This is a genomic window from Gemmatimonadaceae bacterium (assembly GCA_040882285.1).
Classification (GTDB): domain Bacteria; phylum Gemmatimonadota; class Gemmatimonadetes; order Gemmatimonadales; family Gemmatimonadaceae; genus JACDCY01.
Genome location: JBBEBQ010000010.1, coordinates 73,663 through 88,310, shown reverse-complemented (window position 1 = coordinate 88,310; position 14,648 = coordinate 73,663). Strand labels below are relative to the sequence as shown.

Genomic DNA, 14,648 nt, shown 5'->3' with positions numbered 1-14,648 from the left:
CTGCGAGGTGACTAGTGACTAGTGACTAGTAAGAGCGAACAACCTGAAGTGCGCGCTCGGCGTAGAATATAGGCGTGACACGTACGGCCGTTGAGGTGGTGAACCCGCGCTTCCGTTTCGACCGCAACGAGCTTGCGGGCGCGTTCGGCGACATCGGCACGGACCTGCCGCTCATCGTTGGTATGGTCATGGCGGCCGGGCTCGACGCGGCGAGCGTGTTGGTGATGTTCGGGCTGATGCAGTACGCGACGGCGATCCGGTACGGCATCCCGATGGCCGTGCAGCCGCTCAAGGCGATGGCCGTCATCGTCATCACGCAGAAGATCGCGGGGCCGGTGCTGTTCGGCGCCGGCCTGGCCATCGGCGTCGTGATGCTGCTGCTGACGGCGAGCGGAGCGCTTGCCTGGCTCGCGCGCGTGGTGCCGAAGAGCGTGGTGCGCGGACTCCAGCTGGGGCTGGGCCTGCAGCTCGCGCTGCTCGCACTTGGGGACTACGTGCGATCGGCCGGCGTCACCGGCTACGGTCTCGCGCTGATCGCGTTCGCCATGGCGATCGCGCTGTACGGCAACCGCCGCCTTCCGCCGGCGTTGCCGATCATCGCGCTCGGAATCGTGTACGCCTTCGTCTTCGATCTCGACGCGCTCGACCTCGCCGGCGGCCTCGGCTTCACGCTGCCGCTGCCGCGGATACCGGCCCCGGCCGACGTGTGGACGGGGCTGGTGATCCTCGCGCTGCCGCAGATACCGCTCTCGCTCGGCAACTCGCTGCTCGCCACCCGCCAGACGGCGCACGACCTATTTCCCGAAAAGCAGGTCACCATCCGGCAGCTCGGCTACACGTACTCGCTGATGAACCTCGTGAATCCGTGGCTCGGCGGAATTCCCACGTGCCATGGGTCGGGCGGCCTGATGGGCCATTACACCTTCGGCGCGCGCACCGGCGGATCGCTGCTGATCTACGGTTCGCTCTTCCTGGCAATGGGCCTGTTCTTCGCGGGCGCGTTCACGCAGGTGGTGCAGGTCTTCCCGCTGCCGGTTCTCGGCGTGCTGCTGCTGTTCGAGGGGTGGGCGCTCATGTGGCTCGCGCGCGACGTTGTTCCCGTGCGCCGCGAGCTGGCGGTTACGATCGGCGTGGCGTTGCTCGCGGTGCTCGCCCCGTACGGTTATGTCCTCGGTCTCTTGCTCGGAACCCTCGCGTGGTACGCGTTCGGGAAAGTCTGGTCCACCGGGCCGAAATAGACAGAGGAAAGTTGAAGGGTCCTTTTCAGGAGCGTGTTAGGCCGAAGGCCGTAGCTCCAGAAAAGGACCCTTCAACTTTCTTCGGCGCGCAAGGAGTAGAGACTATTTCAGTCCTTCCTCGAGCGCGTTCCACGCGAGCAGCGCGCATTTGACGCGCGCCGGGAACTTCGACACCCCCGACAGCGCGCGGAGCTGGCCGAGCGATTTATCCTTCGCCGCCTCGGCGTCGCCCATGATCATCTCGCGGTAGCGCTCGCCCAGCGTTTCGGCTTCGCCGGCGGTTTTGCCCTTGACAGCCTGCGTGATCATTGACGCCGCGGCCTGGGAGATCGAGCAGCCGCGCCCCGTGAAGCTGATGTCGCTCACCCGCTCGTCCTCGAGCGCGAGGTGGAGGTACACCTCGTCGCCGCAGAGCGGGTTCTTCATGGCGATCGTTTTGTGCTCGCCCTCGAGCTCGCCCTTGTTGCGCGGCCGGCGATAGTGGTCCAGGATGAGCTCCTGGAACATCGCCTGGATGTTGGGCGAGAGATCGAGGTCCACGGCTACGAAGCGCTCGCGCCGGCTATCTCGCCGACGCTCGGCGCCGGCGCCCCGGCGAACAGCTTACGCGCCTTCTCCATTCCACGGACCATGGCTTCGATGTCAGCCTCATCGTTGTACAGATAGAACGACGCGCGCGCCGTGGCGGGCACGCCGAGCCGGCGCATGAGCGGCTGCGCGCAGTGGTGCCCCGCGCGAATGCAGACGCCCTCACCGTCGAGAATCGTCGCCAGATCGTGCGGGTGCACGTCGGTCATCGTGAAGCTCAACGCCCCGCTCCTCTTTTCGGGAACCGGACCGTAGATGGTGACATCATCCATGGCCGCGAGCCGCTCGTACGCCAGGCGCAGCAACGTTTTCTCGTGCGCGGCCACGGCGTCCATTCCCAACGCGTCGAGGTAATCGCACGCGGCCGCGAGTCCCACGGCGTCGGCCGCGCTGGGAGTGCCTGCCTCGAACTTGTGCGGCAGCACGTTCCACGTCGTGTCGCTGTCGCGCACGAACTCGATCATGTCCCCGCCGGTCTGGTACGGCGGCATCGCCTCCAGCAGATCGCGCCTGCCGATCAGTCCGCCGCTCCCCATGGGCCCGCACATCTTGTGGCCGCTGAAGGCGTAGAAGTCCACGCCCAGCGCCGGGAAATCCACGCGCATGTGGGGTGCGCTCTGCGCGCCGTCGCACACGCTCACCGCCCCGGCCGCCCGCGCGAGCGCGGCTATCTCACGGACGGCGTTGACGGTGCCGAGCGCGTTGGAGACGTGGTTGAAGGCCACGAGCCGCGTACTGCCGGACAATGTTTCCCGGAACCGGTCGAGATCGAGCGTGCCGTCCGCTTCCAGCTCCACGATCCGAAGCCGCGCTTTTTTTTCCAGCGCGAGCTGCTGCCATGGAACGAAGTTGGCGTGATGCTCCATCGCGGTGATTACGATCTCGTCGCCCGCGCGGACAGTGGAGCGCCCATACGACCCCGCCACCAGGTTGATCGAGTCGGTCGTTCCGCGGGTGAAAATGAGCGTCGCCGGATCAGCCACGCCGAAAAAACGCGCAATCCGCACGCGCGCGTTGTGGTAAGCCTCGGTGGCCTGAACCGAGAGCGTGTACGCGCCGCGGTGAGGATTGGCGTTGGTCGTCTCGTAGAAGCGCACGATCGCGTCGATCACGGATCGCGGCTTCTGGCTCGTGGCCGCCGAGTCCAGGTAGTGCAGCCCGGGGTTGGCGGCGAGGAGGGGAAAATCGGAGCGCGGCGCGAGCGAGTTCACGGCGCCTTCCTCGGACCGACCAGCACCGCGCCATCGCGCAGCAGCACGTCGTACACGGGCAGCGGATCCGTCGCGGGGCCCTGGAGCGCCGCGCCGGTCGTGATGTCGAACCGCGCACCGTGCCAGGCGCACTCGATGGTGCCGTTGCCCGGCGTATCGCCCAACGCCATCTCGAACTCCTGGTGAGTGCACAGGTTGCCGACCGCGGCCACCTCGCCGCTTTCGGTGCGAATCAGGCAGATCTGCTGCCCGTTGGAGCGCGTCACGGCCACCGGAACGTTCTCCGGCAGGTCGTCGAGCCGGGCCACCTGCTCGAACCCCTGAGCCGTAAATGTTTGAGTCACAACGTTTTGTGCCGCCTCGGACGGGTCATGCGTGAGCTTGACTATCCCGACAAATTTACTCATAATTCAAGTCTCGGCAAAGCCTCCAGATGCAGTTAAGTCCAAGCCGGAAACCCTCTTGGACGGCGCCGGGTCCACGTGAATCGCAGCTGTTGGGCTACCGCAATTACCGATAGCCAACAGCCAATAGCCAAGAGCTGCCGCTATGAGCACCGCCATAGAATCGCTGGTCAACCGGGAATATCAGTACGGCTTCGTCACCGAAGTCGAGGCTGACACAATTCCGCGCGGGCTCAACGAAGACATAGTACGCGCGATCGCGGCGAAGAAGGACGAGCCCGAATGGATGGTCGAGTGGCGCCTCAAGGCGTACCGCCGCTGGCTGACGATGACGGAGCCGCACTGGTCCACCGTCACGTACCGCCCGATCGACTACCAGGACATGATCTACTACTCGGCGCCGAAGAGCGTGAAGCCGCTGGCGTCGCTCGACGAAGTCGATCCCGAGCTGCTGCGGACGTACGAGAAGCTCGGCATCTCGCTCACCGAGCAGAAGATGCTCGCCGGCGTTGCCGTGGACGCGATCTTCGACAGCGTTTCCGTCGGCACGACGTTCAAGGAGGAGCTCGGCAAGCAGGGAATCATCTTCTGCTCGTTCGGCGAAGCGATCCAGAACCACCCCGACATCGTGCGGAAGTATCTCGGCACGGTGGTGCCGCACAGCGACAACTTCTTCGCGGCGCTCAACGCCGCGGTGTTCAGCGACGGCTCGTTCTGCTACGTGCCCAAGGGCGTGAAGTGTCCGATGGAGCTGTCGACGTACTTCCGCATCAACGCCGCCGACACCGGCCAGTTCGAGCGCACCCTGATCATCGCCGACGAGGGCGCGTCGGTCAGCTACCTCGAGGGCTGCACGGCGCCGAAGCGGTCGGGCAATCAGCTGCACGCCGCGGTCGTGGAGCTCGTCGCGCTGGACAACGCGTCCATCAAGTACAGCACCGTGCAGAACTGGTACGCGGGCGACGCGGAAGGCGTGGGCGGGATCTACAACTTCGTGACCAAGCGCGGGAAGTGCGTGGGTGTGAACTCGAAGATCTCGTGGACGCAGGTGGAAACCGGCTCGGCGATCACGTGGAAGTATCCGAGCGTGATCCTGCAGGGCGACAACTCGACGGGCGAGTTCTATTCGGTAGCGGTGGTGAACAACCGGCAGCAGGCGGACACCGGCACGAAGATGATTCACATCGGAAAGAACACGAAGAGCACGATCATCTCGAAGGGAATCTCGGCGGGCCGGGGGAACAACAGCTACCGCGGGCAGGTAAAGGTGATGCCGCGCGCGACCGGCGCGCGCAACTACACGCAATGCGACTCCATGCTCATCGGCAACGAGTGCGGCGCGCACACCTTTCCGTACATCGAGGTGCAGAACGACTCGGCGATCGTGGAGCACGAGGCATCCACGTCGAAGATCGGCGAGGACCAGATCTTCTACTGCAAGCAGCGCGGGCTCAACGCGGAGCACGCGATCTCGATCATCGTGAGCGGATTCTGCAAGGAAGTCTTTCAGAATCTGCCGATGGAATTCGCCGTGGAGGCGCAGCAGCTCCTCGGCATCTCGCTCGAGGGATCGGTCGGATAGCAACAGGCCGGCTCCGCTCTCCGCGGAGCTCCGCACGAGCGGAACAACCAACAACGGAATGAAGTCGTGCTTGAGATAAAGGGACTGCGCGCCAGCATCGGCGAGAACGAGATTCTGAAGGGCATCAACCTCACCGTGAAGAAAGGCGAGGTGCACGCGGTTATGGGCCCCAACGGGTCGGGCAAGAGCACGCTCGCGCAGGTGATCGCGGGGCACCCCGCGTACGAGGTCACCGCCGGCTCCGTGACGTACGACGGGCAGGACCTGCTGGAGATGGAGCCCGAGGAGCGCGCGCAGGCGGGCATCTTCCTCGCGTTCCAGTATCCGGTGGAGATTCCCGGAGTCACCAACGCCTACTTCCTCCGCTCGGCGTACAACGCGATCCGCAAGGCGCGCGGCGAGGAAGAAGTGGATCCGCTCGAGTTTCTCGAGGTGATGGAAGAGAAGATGCAGCTCGTCGACATGGACCCGGCGATGCTCAACCGCTCGGTCAACGCCGGATTCTCCGGCGGCGAGAAGAAGCGGAACGAGATCGTGCAGCTTGCCGTGCTGAATCCGCGGCTCGCGATCCTCGACGAGACGGACAGCGGTCTCGACATCGACGCGCTGCGGATCGTCGCGGACGGCGTCAACAAGCTGCGCGGCCCCGAGAAGTCGGCCATCGTGGTGACGCACTATCAGCGGCTGCTGAACTACATCGTCCCCGACTACGTCCACGTGCTCGCGGGCGGGCGGATCGTGCGGTCGGGCGGCAAGGAGCTGGCGGTGGAGCTGGAGGAGCACGGCTACGACTGGATTCAGTCGCACGCGCCGGAGACGGCGGGAGCGGGAAGCCGGGCGTGACCCAGCCGGAGACCGCGGTAGCGCACTACCTGGAAGCCTTCGACGGCATCGACGGCATCGACGGCGGCGAAGCGGACCGCATTCGCGAGCTGCGGCGGGCCGGCATGGACCGGTTCGTCGCGCTCGGCTTTCCGACGATGAAGAACGAGGACTGGCACTACACCAGCGTCGCCCCGATCGCGACGCGCTCGTTCGACAGAACGTCCTTTCCCAGCGCCGTCCCCGCCACCGACCTCGATCCCTTCCTGTTCGACTCCGCCGAGTGGCCGAGGCTGGTGTTCGTGGACGGGTGGCTCGTCCGCGAGCTGTCGAACATTCCGGAGCGAGCCGGCCTGGACGTCTCGAGCCTTCGCCAGGCCCTCGGCGACGGGGCGGACGACGTGGCGCCGCTCGGCACGATCGCGGATCACGAAGGGGCCGGCTTCACCGCCCTCAACACGGCGCTGATGCAGGATGGCGCGGTGATCCGGATCGGCGCGAACGTGGAGCTGGAGACGCCCATCCATCTCGTGTTCGTGTCCGCGCAACCGGTTCCGTTGACCGCGTCGTTCCCGAGAAATCTGGTCGTGCTCGAGCGCGGCGCGCGGGCGAGCGTGATCGAGAGCTACGTCGGTCTGCGGGACGAGAGCTACCTGACCGTTCCGGTCACGGAGATATCACTCGGTGAAGGCGCGCGGCTGGAGCACGTCAAGGTGCAGAACGAGAGCGCGGGCGCCTTTCACGTCGGCACCATCCAGGCGGTGCAGGAGCGCGACAGCGAGCTGCACTCCTTTTCGTACGCCGCGGGCGCGGAGCTCTCCCGCACGAACGTGTACACCGTGCTCGATGGGCCTGGATCGTCCTGCACGCTGAACGGGATGTACATGGTGTCGGGCGTGCAGCACGTGGATCACCAGACGCGGATCGAGCACGCGCAGCCGAACACCACCAGCCGCGAGATCTACAAGGGCATTCTCGACGGCCGCTCGCACGGCGTGTTCAACGGCAAGGTATACGTCCGGCCGGAAGCGCAGAAGACGGACGGCAAGCAGAGCAACAACAACCTCCTGCTGTCGGATCACGCGCGCGTCGACACCAAGCCCCAGCTCGAGATATTCGCCGACGACGTGAAGTGCACGCACGGCGCCACGGTGGGCCGGCTGGACGAAGTCGCCCTGTTTTACATGAAGAGCCGCGGGCTCGACGCGGAGCAGGCGCGCACGCTGCTGATCTACGCTTTCGCGGCGGACGTGCTCGAGACGATTCAGGTGAAGCAGGTCCGGGACGCGCTGGAAGCCGCGGTGTTCGCGCGCGTTCGCGGAGAGGAGCTGCAGCTCACGAGCGAGTAGCGCCGGCCGCCGCTACCGGCGGCGGCGTTCAGCCTCGCGTGAACACGACGAACGCGACCGCCAGAGCGAGCGCCGCCACCAGAATCCACGTTATGGGAAAGGACTGCCGGGCGGCCGTGTACTCGCCGGTCTTCAGCAGAGGAGTCCGAATCGTGGACCGTTTGCTGTCGGGGTCCGCTTCCGGACGCCTGCCGTTGCTCACGACGGTGAAGCCGGTGGGCACAGGGGACGAAGTGAACGTGAGCTTCGCGGTTCCGATCGTGATCTGATCGCCGGGCTCGAGCTTCCGCGGGTTGACGACCTCCTCGCCGTTCACGCGGGTACCGGTCGGGCCGAGGCTCTCGAGTATCGCGTCGTCGCCCTCGAGCATCACTCGCGCGTGGGTGCGTGAGACAGTCGGCTCCCGCAGTACTATGTCGCTTTCCGCATCGCGCCCAACCGTGAACATGGGCTTGCGCAGCGGATAAGCACGCCGCTCGAAGTGGTGGACCAGATAACGCTCGGGCATGTTCGGTCGGACCTCCGCTGGAATGACGACCGGCCGTTACGTGCGTTTCACGGACCGCAAGAATCGCCTCAGTTCGCATATTGCGATGCGTGGTCACCGGCGTACATTCGCCGGAGGCCGGGCCGCCAAGCGCTGAAAATGGGCCCGGAACGCCTTGTGCAGCGCCTGCGAGGCGATAAGCTGCATGTTACAGAGTCGACAGCTCTTGCTCGACAAAGAAAACTGGACCCGGCAAATCACCCGATTCGGAGGCGTGTTACATGGCAACCAAGCTCGACAAGACCATCAAGCGGGAGCTGGAGCTCGACGGCAAGGCCTACATGGTCGCGATCTCCCCGGAGGGCGTCAAAGTCACGCAGAAGGGATTTCGGAAGGGGCAGGAGCTGAGCTGGCGGAGCATCATCAGTGGCGACGCGTCGCTGAACGAGGATCTCAACGTCAGCGCCGACGCGACGAATCCGCAGTTCTAGGAAGTGACCAGTGACTAGTCACTAGTCACCGCTCCTAAGGGGACGGGGAGTCGGAGAGGTGCTCGTGCACTATCACCCACTCCCCGTTTCTCTTGGCAAAGACCGCCGTCCACGCTCCGCCGATCACGTGCGGCTGGCCCCCGGGAGTCAGGTGCGGCACGCGGTAGGTCGTAGTCATTACCGCCGAGGTGGGCGACAGCACGTCCACGCGCATCGTGGTCCACTCCCATTTCGGGTTCCGCATGTTGCGGCCGACGTAATTCCAGAACTGCCGGATCGCGGCCTCCAGTGAGTCCCGCGTGGTGGTGACCGCGCCCCCGGACGCCGAATAGACCGGGCCCTCGCGCGGGTACAGGCTCAGCATCCCCGCGAGCACGTCGCTGGCTCCCAGGTCGTAGGCCCCCTTCACGCGCTGCTCGATCGTCGTGGCGATCGTCCGGCGCTCCTCGGCGGTCAAGCCGGTATCGGCGCCCGGGTCGCAGGCGAGCACCATCCCCGCCGCCATGCCGGGCAGGACGATCTGCCGCAGGAACGCGATTCTGGTCATTCGGGTGTCCTTGCCTCGCGACACGGGTTGTCTCCGCTGTTGGACAACATAGACGGTTATGGCTGCCGTGAGAGGGTGAACCAGGGGTGTGCCAGTTGCACCTGGCGCGATCGCATTGCAGCGCGAGTGCCGTACATGCCGTACCGGTTCGCGCAGGAGACAATATGTATCGCGCATTGAAAGTCATCGTGTCGTGCGGAGCTGTGCTCGTGGCCGGTTGCGGCGACAGCTCGCGCATGACCGCCGAGCTCCAGAAGGATCTCGCGCTCGCCTCCGCGGATGCGGATCTGCAGCTCGCGTCGCGGGCGACGGATCAGACGCGCATCGTCGGGCCGGTCGAGCGGACCACGCTGCCGGCCAGGGCGGTAGCGAAGTCGACTCGCGCTCCGCGGCCGCGCCGCTCGCCGGCGCCTCAGATCGTAGCCGACGTGCAGCCGGAGACCGAGTTCGTCGAAGAGTCGGAGGTGGCCGCGGTCGAGGAGCCGATGCCTTATCCCGAGCCCGTCGTGGAAGCGCCCGTGGAGATCGCGGCGTCCACCCGGCCGCGGGCGATCGAGCCCGCAGTGGGCGGCACCGGCAGCCGCGGCACCGATTGGGGAACGATCATCGGAATCGCGGGGACCGTCGTGCTCCGCGGCGGTGACGTCGGGGAGGACCGCTGCATTCCGCCGGGCGCCGGCCGCGGTCGGACGCCGATCGCTATCAACGAGCGCTTCCCGCCCAGAACGCGCGGCACGGGCCGGGTGACGATGGGCAGCGGAAGCGGTCGCATGGGCGGTCGCCCGGTAATGCGCAGCGCACCCTCGCGGCCGCGGGACGTGGCTACCCGGCCGACCTCGTCGCCTTCATCCAGGATCAGGCCGATGCCCAGCGGCGGCACATCGGGGACCAGCAGCAACGTCCGCGAAGGGCGGACCGCGGCGAACGGCGATTTCCAATAGACGGAACAGCAGCAATGAAAACGCGGCCCTCGTGGCCGCGTTTTTTTTGTGGAGCCGGTACCCGGAATGTTGCGGGGGGATGCAAGTAGTGAGTCTGAAGTGGGTAAGTCCGGAGTAGCTGGTTCAAACTCCCGACTCGTCGCTCGTAACTCTAGACTCATCGCTTGCATCCCGCGTGGAAATTCCCTGATCTCTCTTCGAAAGTCGGTATATTCGAATGAGACAGGGGTGCCTTCACTGGCTGAGAGAGTCCCTTATAACCTGATCCGGCTAGTACCGGCGTAGGGAGTCAACATGATCGCAGGATCGAACGGGACCGGCGCCGCCCGGACCCAGATGCATTACGCGCGGCAGGGCGAGACCACCGACGCGATGCGATTCGTCGCGGAGCGTGAAGACCTGGAAGCCGAGCTGGTTCGCGCGGAGGTCGCGCGGGGGCGGTTGATCATTCCGGCGAACGTCCACCACCTGGCCGGTACTCTGGAGCCGATGTGCATCGGCAAGGTCTCCGGCGTGAAGATCAACGCCAACATCGGCAACTCCGCGGTCAGCTCCGACGTCGGCGGTGAGCTGGAGAAGCTCCGCACGGCGATCAAGTACGGCGCCGACACGGTCATGGACCTATCGACCGGCGGCAACATCGACGCCATCAGGCAGGCGATCATCGCCGCGTCGCCGGTGCCGATCGGGACGGTGCCGATCTATCAGGCGGTGCAGCAGGAGAAGGAGCTCGAAGAGCTTACCGCAGATGATTTCCTGGAGATGATCGAGCACCAGGCGCGGCAGGGCGTGGACTACATGACGATTCACGCCGGTATCCTGCTCGAGCATCTCGCGCTGGTGCACGGGCGCGTCACCGGGATCGTGAGCCGCGGCGGGTCGCTGCACGCGGTCTGGATGATGGCGCACCGGAAGCAGAATCCGCTGTACGAGCGGTACGACGACATCCTCGACATCCTTCGGCAGTACGACGTGACGATCTCGCTCGGCGATTCGCTGCGGCCAGGATCGATCGCCGACGCGAGCGATCGCGCGCAGTTCGCCGAGCTCGAGACGCTGGGCGAGCTGACCCGGCGCGCGTGGGAGCGCGACGTGCAGGTGATGGTTGAGGGTCCCGGCCACATCCCGATGCACCAGATCGAGATGAACGTGCGCAAGCAGAAGGAGATCTGTCAGGAGGCGCCGTTCTACACGCTGGGCCCGCTGGTCACGGACATCGCGCCGGGATACGACCACATCACCAGCGCCATCGGCGCGGCCATGATCGGCTGGTACGGCGCAGACATGCTGTGCTACGTCACGCCGAAGGAGCATCTCGGGCTGCCGAACGCGGAGGACGTGCGCAACGGCGTGATCGCATACAAGATCGCGGCACACGCCGCGGACATCGCGCGCGGGCGCAAGGGCGCGCGCGACCGGGACGACGCGCTGTCGCGCGCGCGGTACGAGTTCGACTGGAGCGAGCAGTTCAGGCTGAGCCTCGATCCGGAGCGGGCGCGCGAGTACCACGACGAAGCGCTCCCCGCGGAGTACTTCAAGAGCGCGGAGTTCTGCGCTATGTGCGGGCCGAAGTTCTGCTCGATGCATCACTCCAAGACCATCGAGGAGGGACTCGCGGCGCTCGCGCGCGAGCAGGCGTTGGTGACCGCAGAGGCGTGATCGGCTGGATCGCTGCGCGGTCAGGGCATGCTGTGCTTGCCCTGGCCTCCAGGCTTTCGCTTCGGATCGCGCGCACGGCGGCGTGCATCCTCGCGCTCGCCGCGTGCGGGCCGACGCTCCAGCCGCTCACGCCCCGCGGGCCCGTACCGGCCTCGGTGGACATCCGCGATCCCGAGACGGCTCCAGTGTCGGCCATGACGCCCGCGGTGGCAGCGGCGGCCGCGCGGGCCGACGCCGCCTACTTCGACGAGAAGCCGCTGATGGTGCCCGTGGCGGGCGTCGCGCCGTCGGCGCTGCGGGACTCGCACAACTCGGCTCGATCGGGCGGACGCACGCACCGGGCCCTCGACATACCGGCCCGCCGCGGGACGCCGGTCCTCGCCGCGGTCGACGGCACCATCCTCGGCATGCGGCAGAACACGCTCGGCGGAACGACGCTGTACCTCGTGGATGCGGATCGGAGATTCGTGTACTACTACGCGCACCTCGACCGGTACGCCGACCGGATCTTTCAGGGCGTCGAGGTCCGCCAGGGACAGATCGTCGGATTCGTCGGAACGAGCGGCAACGCTCCGCGCGACTTTCCGCATCTTCACTTTCAGGCATTGCGCGTCGACCCGCGCCGACGCGACTGGTGGAATGGATCGCCGGTCGACATCCGCTCCCATTTTCAGATCACGGGCCGGGAGCGCGCACTGTGAGCGCGCGAGTATCATTCGGCGGACGCACCGGGAGCCTAGCACGATGAAAGGCAAGGATCGGGCGACACTCCGCGCGGAGGCACACCATCTGGATCCCGCGGTTCACATCGGAGGGCAGGGGGTCAACGACGCGCTGATCGCATCGCTGCAGGACGTCTTGCGGACCCGCGAGCTGGTGAAGGTGAAGATCGGCAAGGGCACCGACCTCAAGGCCAGGGAAGCCGCCGAGGTGCTCTCCAAGCGGACGCGCTCGGAAGTCGTGCAGGTGATAGGCCGCACGCTCACGCTGTACAGGTTCAACCCGGAGCTGCACGAGTGATTCTTCCGCCGTTGCCGCGGTCGAGCGTTGAGCCCCGTCGGCGCGGGGCCTATTATTCGTCCTACGGCGGTCTCCACGCGTCAACCCACGAATGCCCTACGTAATAACCGAAGCCTGCAAGGACACCAAGGACAGAGCGTGCGTCGACGTCTGTCCCGTCGACTGCATTTACGAAGGTCCGGAGCAGCTGTACATCCATCCTGACGAATGCATCGATTGCGGCGCCTGCGAGCCGGAGTGCCCCGTGACCGCGATCTTCCCTGAAGAAGACGTGCCCGCGAACATGAAGGAGTACATCCAGATCAATCGCGACGTCTTCAAGAGCGACACCCCGCCCGGCCGCCCGGAGCGCTAGCGCGCTGTCAGTCCGTATTGGCGACTGCGGCGCGCGGGGAGCGTGCTGACGGGGTGGTCCTCCACTGCGCCTACGCTCGCAAACCGCGCTCGCTAAGACGGCGCTGTGGAGGACACCCCGCCGCGCACGCTCCCGCCGGCATCAGGAAGTTGCCGTCACGCGCAGACCCACGTGCAGATCAGGCGTAGTTCAGCGCGCTGAGAAATTCCCCGAGCACGTGGTTGAACGCCGCGGGCTTCTCGAGATTGCTGCAGTGGCCGGCGCCGGGGATCACCTCCAGCCTGCTGCCCGCGATCGCGGCGTGCATCGCGCGCGATTCCTTGACCGGAGTCAGCGCGTCCTCTTCGCCGACGATGATCAGCGTCGGCACGTCGATCGTCGGTAGAAGATCGGTTGAATCCGGGCGGTCCATCATCGCCTGGAGTGCGCCGATTATCCCTTCGACCGGCGCGCTGGCCAGCATCTGATGCAGTCCGTCCACGAGCGCCGGGTTTTGCGCGCGCGTGGTCGCTCCCACCATTCCGCTGATCTGCGCGTTCGCCACGGCGCCAGGCCCGCCTTCCCGCGCCAGAGCGATGAGCTCCAGCCGCTTGCGCCGCGTCTCGGGCGAATCCGCGCCGGAACGCGTGTCCGCGAGCACGAGCGCGCGCACCAGCTGCGGCTTCGCGCGCCAGATGGCGAACGTCACGTAGCCGCCCATCGACAACCCGCCCACGACCGCGCGCTCGATTCCGAGATTCTCCAGCAGCTCGACGACGTCTTCCGCGTACTGCTCCATCGAGTACGGTCCGTCGCGACCCGACTCTCCGAAGCCGCGCAGATCCGGCGCGATGCAGCGCCCGTGCTCGATGAGCGCGCTGGTCTGCGGCGCCCAGAGCGAGCGGTTGTGCGGAAAGCCGTGCAGCAGGACGAACGGGAGACCCGCGCCGACCTCGTCGTACGCTACGGTGAGGCCGTTAGGGAGAGTCGAGACATCGGCCATCGAATGTCAACCAGAAAAGGGTGGGGCCGTCCTGCCCGCGCGCGCACGCGAGCGCGGCGACGAATGCCTTCGCGCTGTACGTCGAGTCCAACCGGATGCCGTACGATTCGTGCAACAAGCCGGCCGTGTCGTCCGCGCCGGGAAGCGGCCGGCCGTACGCTCCACCGTACACGTCGTGCACGACGCGGACCAGTCCGCGCGGCACGCGCGCTACCTGCTCGCCGGTGACGCGCATGATCAGCTTTCGCGCGCCCCGCACGAGCGCGGCCACGCGCCGCTTGTTCGCCGCGATCCGGGGCGCGACCCGCGCGCCGACCACCTCGATGTCGAGGCCGGCTATGGCGAAGCCGAGCGCGAGGCCGGCGGCGGTGCCGCCGCTGCCGAGCGGGAGCACCACGCGCGCCGGCGCGGGCAGCGCGCCGGCCGCGATCTGCTCCGCCAGCTCCAGACCGGCGTTCACCTGCGCCAGAACCCCGAGCGGAGTGCTGCCTCCGAGCGGCACGTAATGCACGCGGTGCCGCAGCCGGTGCGCCGTAGCGCGCACGATCGCGAACACCGCGTTGGCGGAGACCGGGCCAGCCGCGCCGCGCGCGATCAGCTCCGCCACTCGCTCCGCGCCCGGGTTCATGTCGTGCTTCCAGCGCATCGCGATGGTGCTCGCGCCGATTGCGCGGGCATGCGTGGCGGTGGCGAGCACGTGCGTGGATCCCTTCCCACCGATCGTGAGCACGGTGTCGCCCGCGCGCACGTCACCCAGCAGAAACTCGAGTGACCGCGCCTTGTTCCCGCCGAACACGTCGGCGTTGAGATCGTCGCGCTTGAGCCACAGACGCGGGTGCACCGCGTCCGCGCTCATGACGGGAGACGGGAGCGCGCAGAGGTGGACGCGGGGAACGGCTCGCAGCGCGGGGAATCTGCGATAGAGGGCAATGTCCGGCCCAATCGGGGCCATCACTAGATTCCTCTCACAGT

At 66.5% G+C, this 14,648-nt stretch carries 17 protein-coding genes and 1 riboswitch; of the genes, 10 read left to right on the top strand and 7 right to left on the bottom strand.

The features are described from left to right. Nucleotides 1–74 precede the first annotated feature (74 nt). The gene (locus tag WEA80_06015) at nt 75–1,238 is read left to right on the top strand and encodes a putative sulfate/molybdate transporter (protein ID MEX1186125.1); all 1,164 of its coding nucleotides are present in this window, start codon (nt 75–77) and stop codon (nt 1,236–1,238) included. Between the two features lie 102 nt (nt 1,239–1,340). Here WEA80_06015 and WEA80_06010 read toward each other — a convergent pair whose 3' ends face one another. The 3 genes from WEA80_06010 to WEA80_06000 are packed head-to-tail and all read right to left on the bottom strand — an operon-like array spanning nt 1,341 to nt 3,444. Continuing rightward, entirely contained in the window at nt 1,341–1,778 is a 438-nt protein-coding gene (locus WEA80_06010) for an SUF system NifU family Fe-S cluster assembly protein (GenBank protein ID MEX1186124.1), read from the bottom strand. Between the two features lie 2 nt (nt 1,779–1,780). After that, nucleotides 1,781–3,037, bottom strand: coding sequence for a SufS family cysteine desulfurase (locus tag WEA80_06005; protein MEX1186123.1), 1,257 nt, complete (start codon nt 3,035–3,037; stop codon nt 1,781–1,783). Beyond that, on the bottom strand, nt 3,034–3,444 hold the full coding sequence (locus tag WEA80_06000) for a Rieske 2Fe-2S domain-containing protein (GenBank protein MEX1186122.1): 411 nt from the start codon (nt 3,442–3,444) through the stop codon (nt 3,034–3,036). Before WEA80_06000 ends, WEA80_06005 begins: the two co-directional genes overlap by 4 nt. Before the next feature lie 142 nt (nt 3,445–3,586). Between WEA80_06000 and sufB the strand changes: the two genes are divergently transcribed. From sufB to sufD, 3 genes are all read left to right on the top strand, one after another. Next, a complete protein-coding gene (gene sufB / locus WEA80_05995; GenBank protein MEX1186121.1) occupies nt 3,587–5,023 on the top strand; it encodes a Fe-S cluster assembly protein SufB in 1,437 nt (478 codons plus the stop codon). A 66-nt stretch (nt 5,024–5,089) separates the two neighbouring features. Beyond that, nucleotides 5,090–5,866 (top strand): Fe-S cluster assembly ATPase SufC, encoded by a 777-nt coding sequence (sufC, locus tag WEA80_05990; protein ID MEX1186120.1) that lies wholly within the window; start codon nt 5,090–5,092, stop codon nt 5,864–5,866. Next, the gene (sufD, locus tag WEA80_05985) at nt 5,863–7,194 is read left to right on the top strand and encodes a Fe-S cluster assembly protein SufD (protein MEX1186119.1); all 1,332 of its coding nucleotides are present in this window, start codon (nt 5,863–5,865) and stop codon (nt 7,192–7,194) included. Before sufC ends, sufD begins: the two co-directional genes overlap by 4 nt. A 28-nt stretch (nt 7,195–7,222) precedes the next feature. Here the strand turns inward: sufD and WEA80_05980 are convergent, their stop codons facing one another. After that, on the bottom strand, nt 7,223–7,702 hold the full coding sequence (locus WEA80_05980) for an FHA domain-containing protein (protein ID MEX1186118.1): 480 nt from the start codon (nt 7,700–7,702) through the stop codon (nt 7,223–7,225). Nucleotides 7,703–7,962: 260 nt separating this feature from the next. Between WEA80_05980 and WEA80_05975 the strand changes: the two genes are divergently transcribed. Next, a complete protein-coding gene (locus tag WEA80_05975) occupies nt 7,963–8,172 on the top strand; it encodes a hypothetical protein (GenBank protein ID MEX1186117.1) in 210 nt (69 codons plus the stop codon). Nucleotides 8,173–8,206: 34 nt separating this feature from the next. Here the strand turns inward: WEA80_05975 and WEA80_05970 are convergent, their stop codons facing one another. Further along, on the bottom strand, nt 8,207–8,719 hold the full coding sequence (locus tag WEA80_05970) for a DUF4440 domain-containing protein (GenBank protein ID MEX1186116.1): 513 nt from the start codon (nt 8,717–8,719) through the stop codon (nt 8,207–8,209). 164 nt (nt 8,720–8,883) lie between these two features. Here WEA80_05970 and WEA80_05965 point away from each other — a divergent pair, with 164 nt between their 5' ends. The 5 genes from WEA80_05965 (at nt 8,884) to WEA80_05945 (ending at nt 12,694) form a co-directional block, all read left to right on the top strand. Next, nucleotides 8,884–9,660, top strand: a complete 777-nt coding sequence (locus WEA80_05965) for a hypothetical protein (GenBank protein ID MEX1186115.1) — start codon at nt 8,884–8,886, stop codon at nt 9,658–9,660. Nucleotides 9,661–9,874: 214 nt separating this feature from the next. Next, nucleotides 9,875–9,965: riboswitch (TPP riboswitch) on the top strand. Beyond that, nucleotides 9,955–11,319, top strand: coding sequence for a phosphomethylpyrimidine synthase ThiC (thiC, locus tag WEA80_05960; GenBank protein MEX1186114.1), 1,365 nt, complete (start codon nt 9,955–9,957; stop codon nt 11,317–11,319). Its footprint overlaps the riboswitch before it by 11 nt. 32 nt (nt 11,320–11,351) lie before the next feature. Next, nucleotides 11,352–12,020: a M23 family metallopeptidase gene (locus tag WEA80_05955; protein ID MEX1186113.1), complete on the top strand. Its 669-nt coding sequence runs from the start codon at nt 11,352–11,354 to the stop codon at nt 12,018–12,020. Between the two features lie 43 nt (nt 12,021–12,063). Further along, a complete protein-coding gene (gene yhbY / locus WEA80_05950; GenBank protein ID MEX1186112.1) occupies nt 12,064–12,339 on the top strand; it encodes a ribosome assembly RNA-binding protein YhbY in 276 nt (91 codons plus the stop codon). Between the two features lie 91 nt (nt 12,340–12,430). After that, entirely contained in the window at nt 12,431–12,694 is a 264-nt protein-coding gene (locus tag WEA80_05945; protein ID MEX1186111.1) for a ferredoxin family protein, read from the top strand. A gap of 178 nt (nt 12,695–12,872) precedes the next feature. Here WEA80_05945 and WEA80_05940 read toward each other — a convergent pair whose 3' ends face one another. Further along, the gene (locus tag WEA80_05940) at nt 12,873–13,676 is read right to left on the bottom strand and encodes an alpha/beta fold hydrolase (GenBank protein MEX1186110.1); all 804 of its coding nucleotides are present in this window, start codon (nt 13,674–13,676) and stop codon (nt 12,873–12,875) included. Further along, a complete protein-coding gene (locus WEA80_05935) occupies nt 13,651–14,628 on the bottom strand; it encodes a pyridoxal-phosphate dependent enzyme (protein MEX1186109.1) in 978 nt (325 codons plus the stop codon). Before WEA80_05935 ends, WEA80_05940 begins: the two co-directional genes overlap by 26 nt. Nucleotides 14,629–14,648 lie beyond the last annotated feature (20 nt).

Bases quoted from the DNA above. Each gene is read 5' to 3' on its own strand.
- WEA80_05940 (MEX1186110.1), bottom strand. From the start codon at position 13,676: ATGGCCGATGTCTCGACTCTCCCTAACGGCCTCACCGTAGCGTACGAC.
- sufB (MEX1186121.1), top strand. From the start codon at position 3,587: ATGAGCACCGCCATAGAATCGCTGGTCAACCGGGAATATCAGTACGGC.
- WEA80_06000 (MEX1186122.1), bottom strand. From the start codon at position 3,444: ATGAGTAAATTTGTCGGGATAGTCAAGCTCACGCATGACCCGTCCGAG.
- WEA80_05965 (MEX1186115.1), top strand. From the start codon at position 8,884: ATGTATCGCGCATTGAAAGTCATCGTGTCGTGCGGAGCTGTGCTCGTG.
- WEA80_05935 (MEX1186109.1), bottom strand. From the start codon at position 14,628: ATGGCCCCGATTGGGCCGGACATTGCCCTCTATCGCAGATTCCCCGCG.
- WEA80_05970 (MEX1186116.1), bottom strand. From the start codon at position 8,719: ATGACCAGAATCGCGTTCCTGCGGCAGATCGTCCTGCCCGGCATGGCG.
- WEA80_05945 (MEX1186111.1), top strand. From the start codon at position 12,431: ATGCCCTACGTAATAACCGAAGCCTGCAAGGACACCAAGGACAGAGCG.
- thiC (MEX1186114.1), top strand. From the start codon at position 9,955: ATGATCGCAGGATCGAACGGGACCGGCGCCGCCCGGACCCAGATGCAT.
- WEA80_05980 (MEX1186118.1), bottom strand. From the start codon at position 7,702: ATGCCCGAGCGTTATCTGGTCCACCACTTCGAGCGGCGTGCTTATCCG.
- yhbY (MEX1186112.1), top strand. From the start codon at position 12,064: ATGAAAGGCAAGGATCGGGCGACACTCCGCGCGGAGGCACACCATCTG.
- WEA80_05975 (MEX1186117.1), top strand. From the start codon at position 7,963: ATGGCAACCAAGCTCGACAAGACCATCAAGCGGGAGCTGGAGCTCGAC.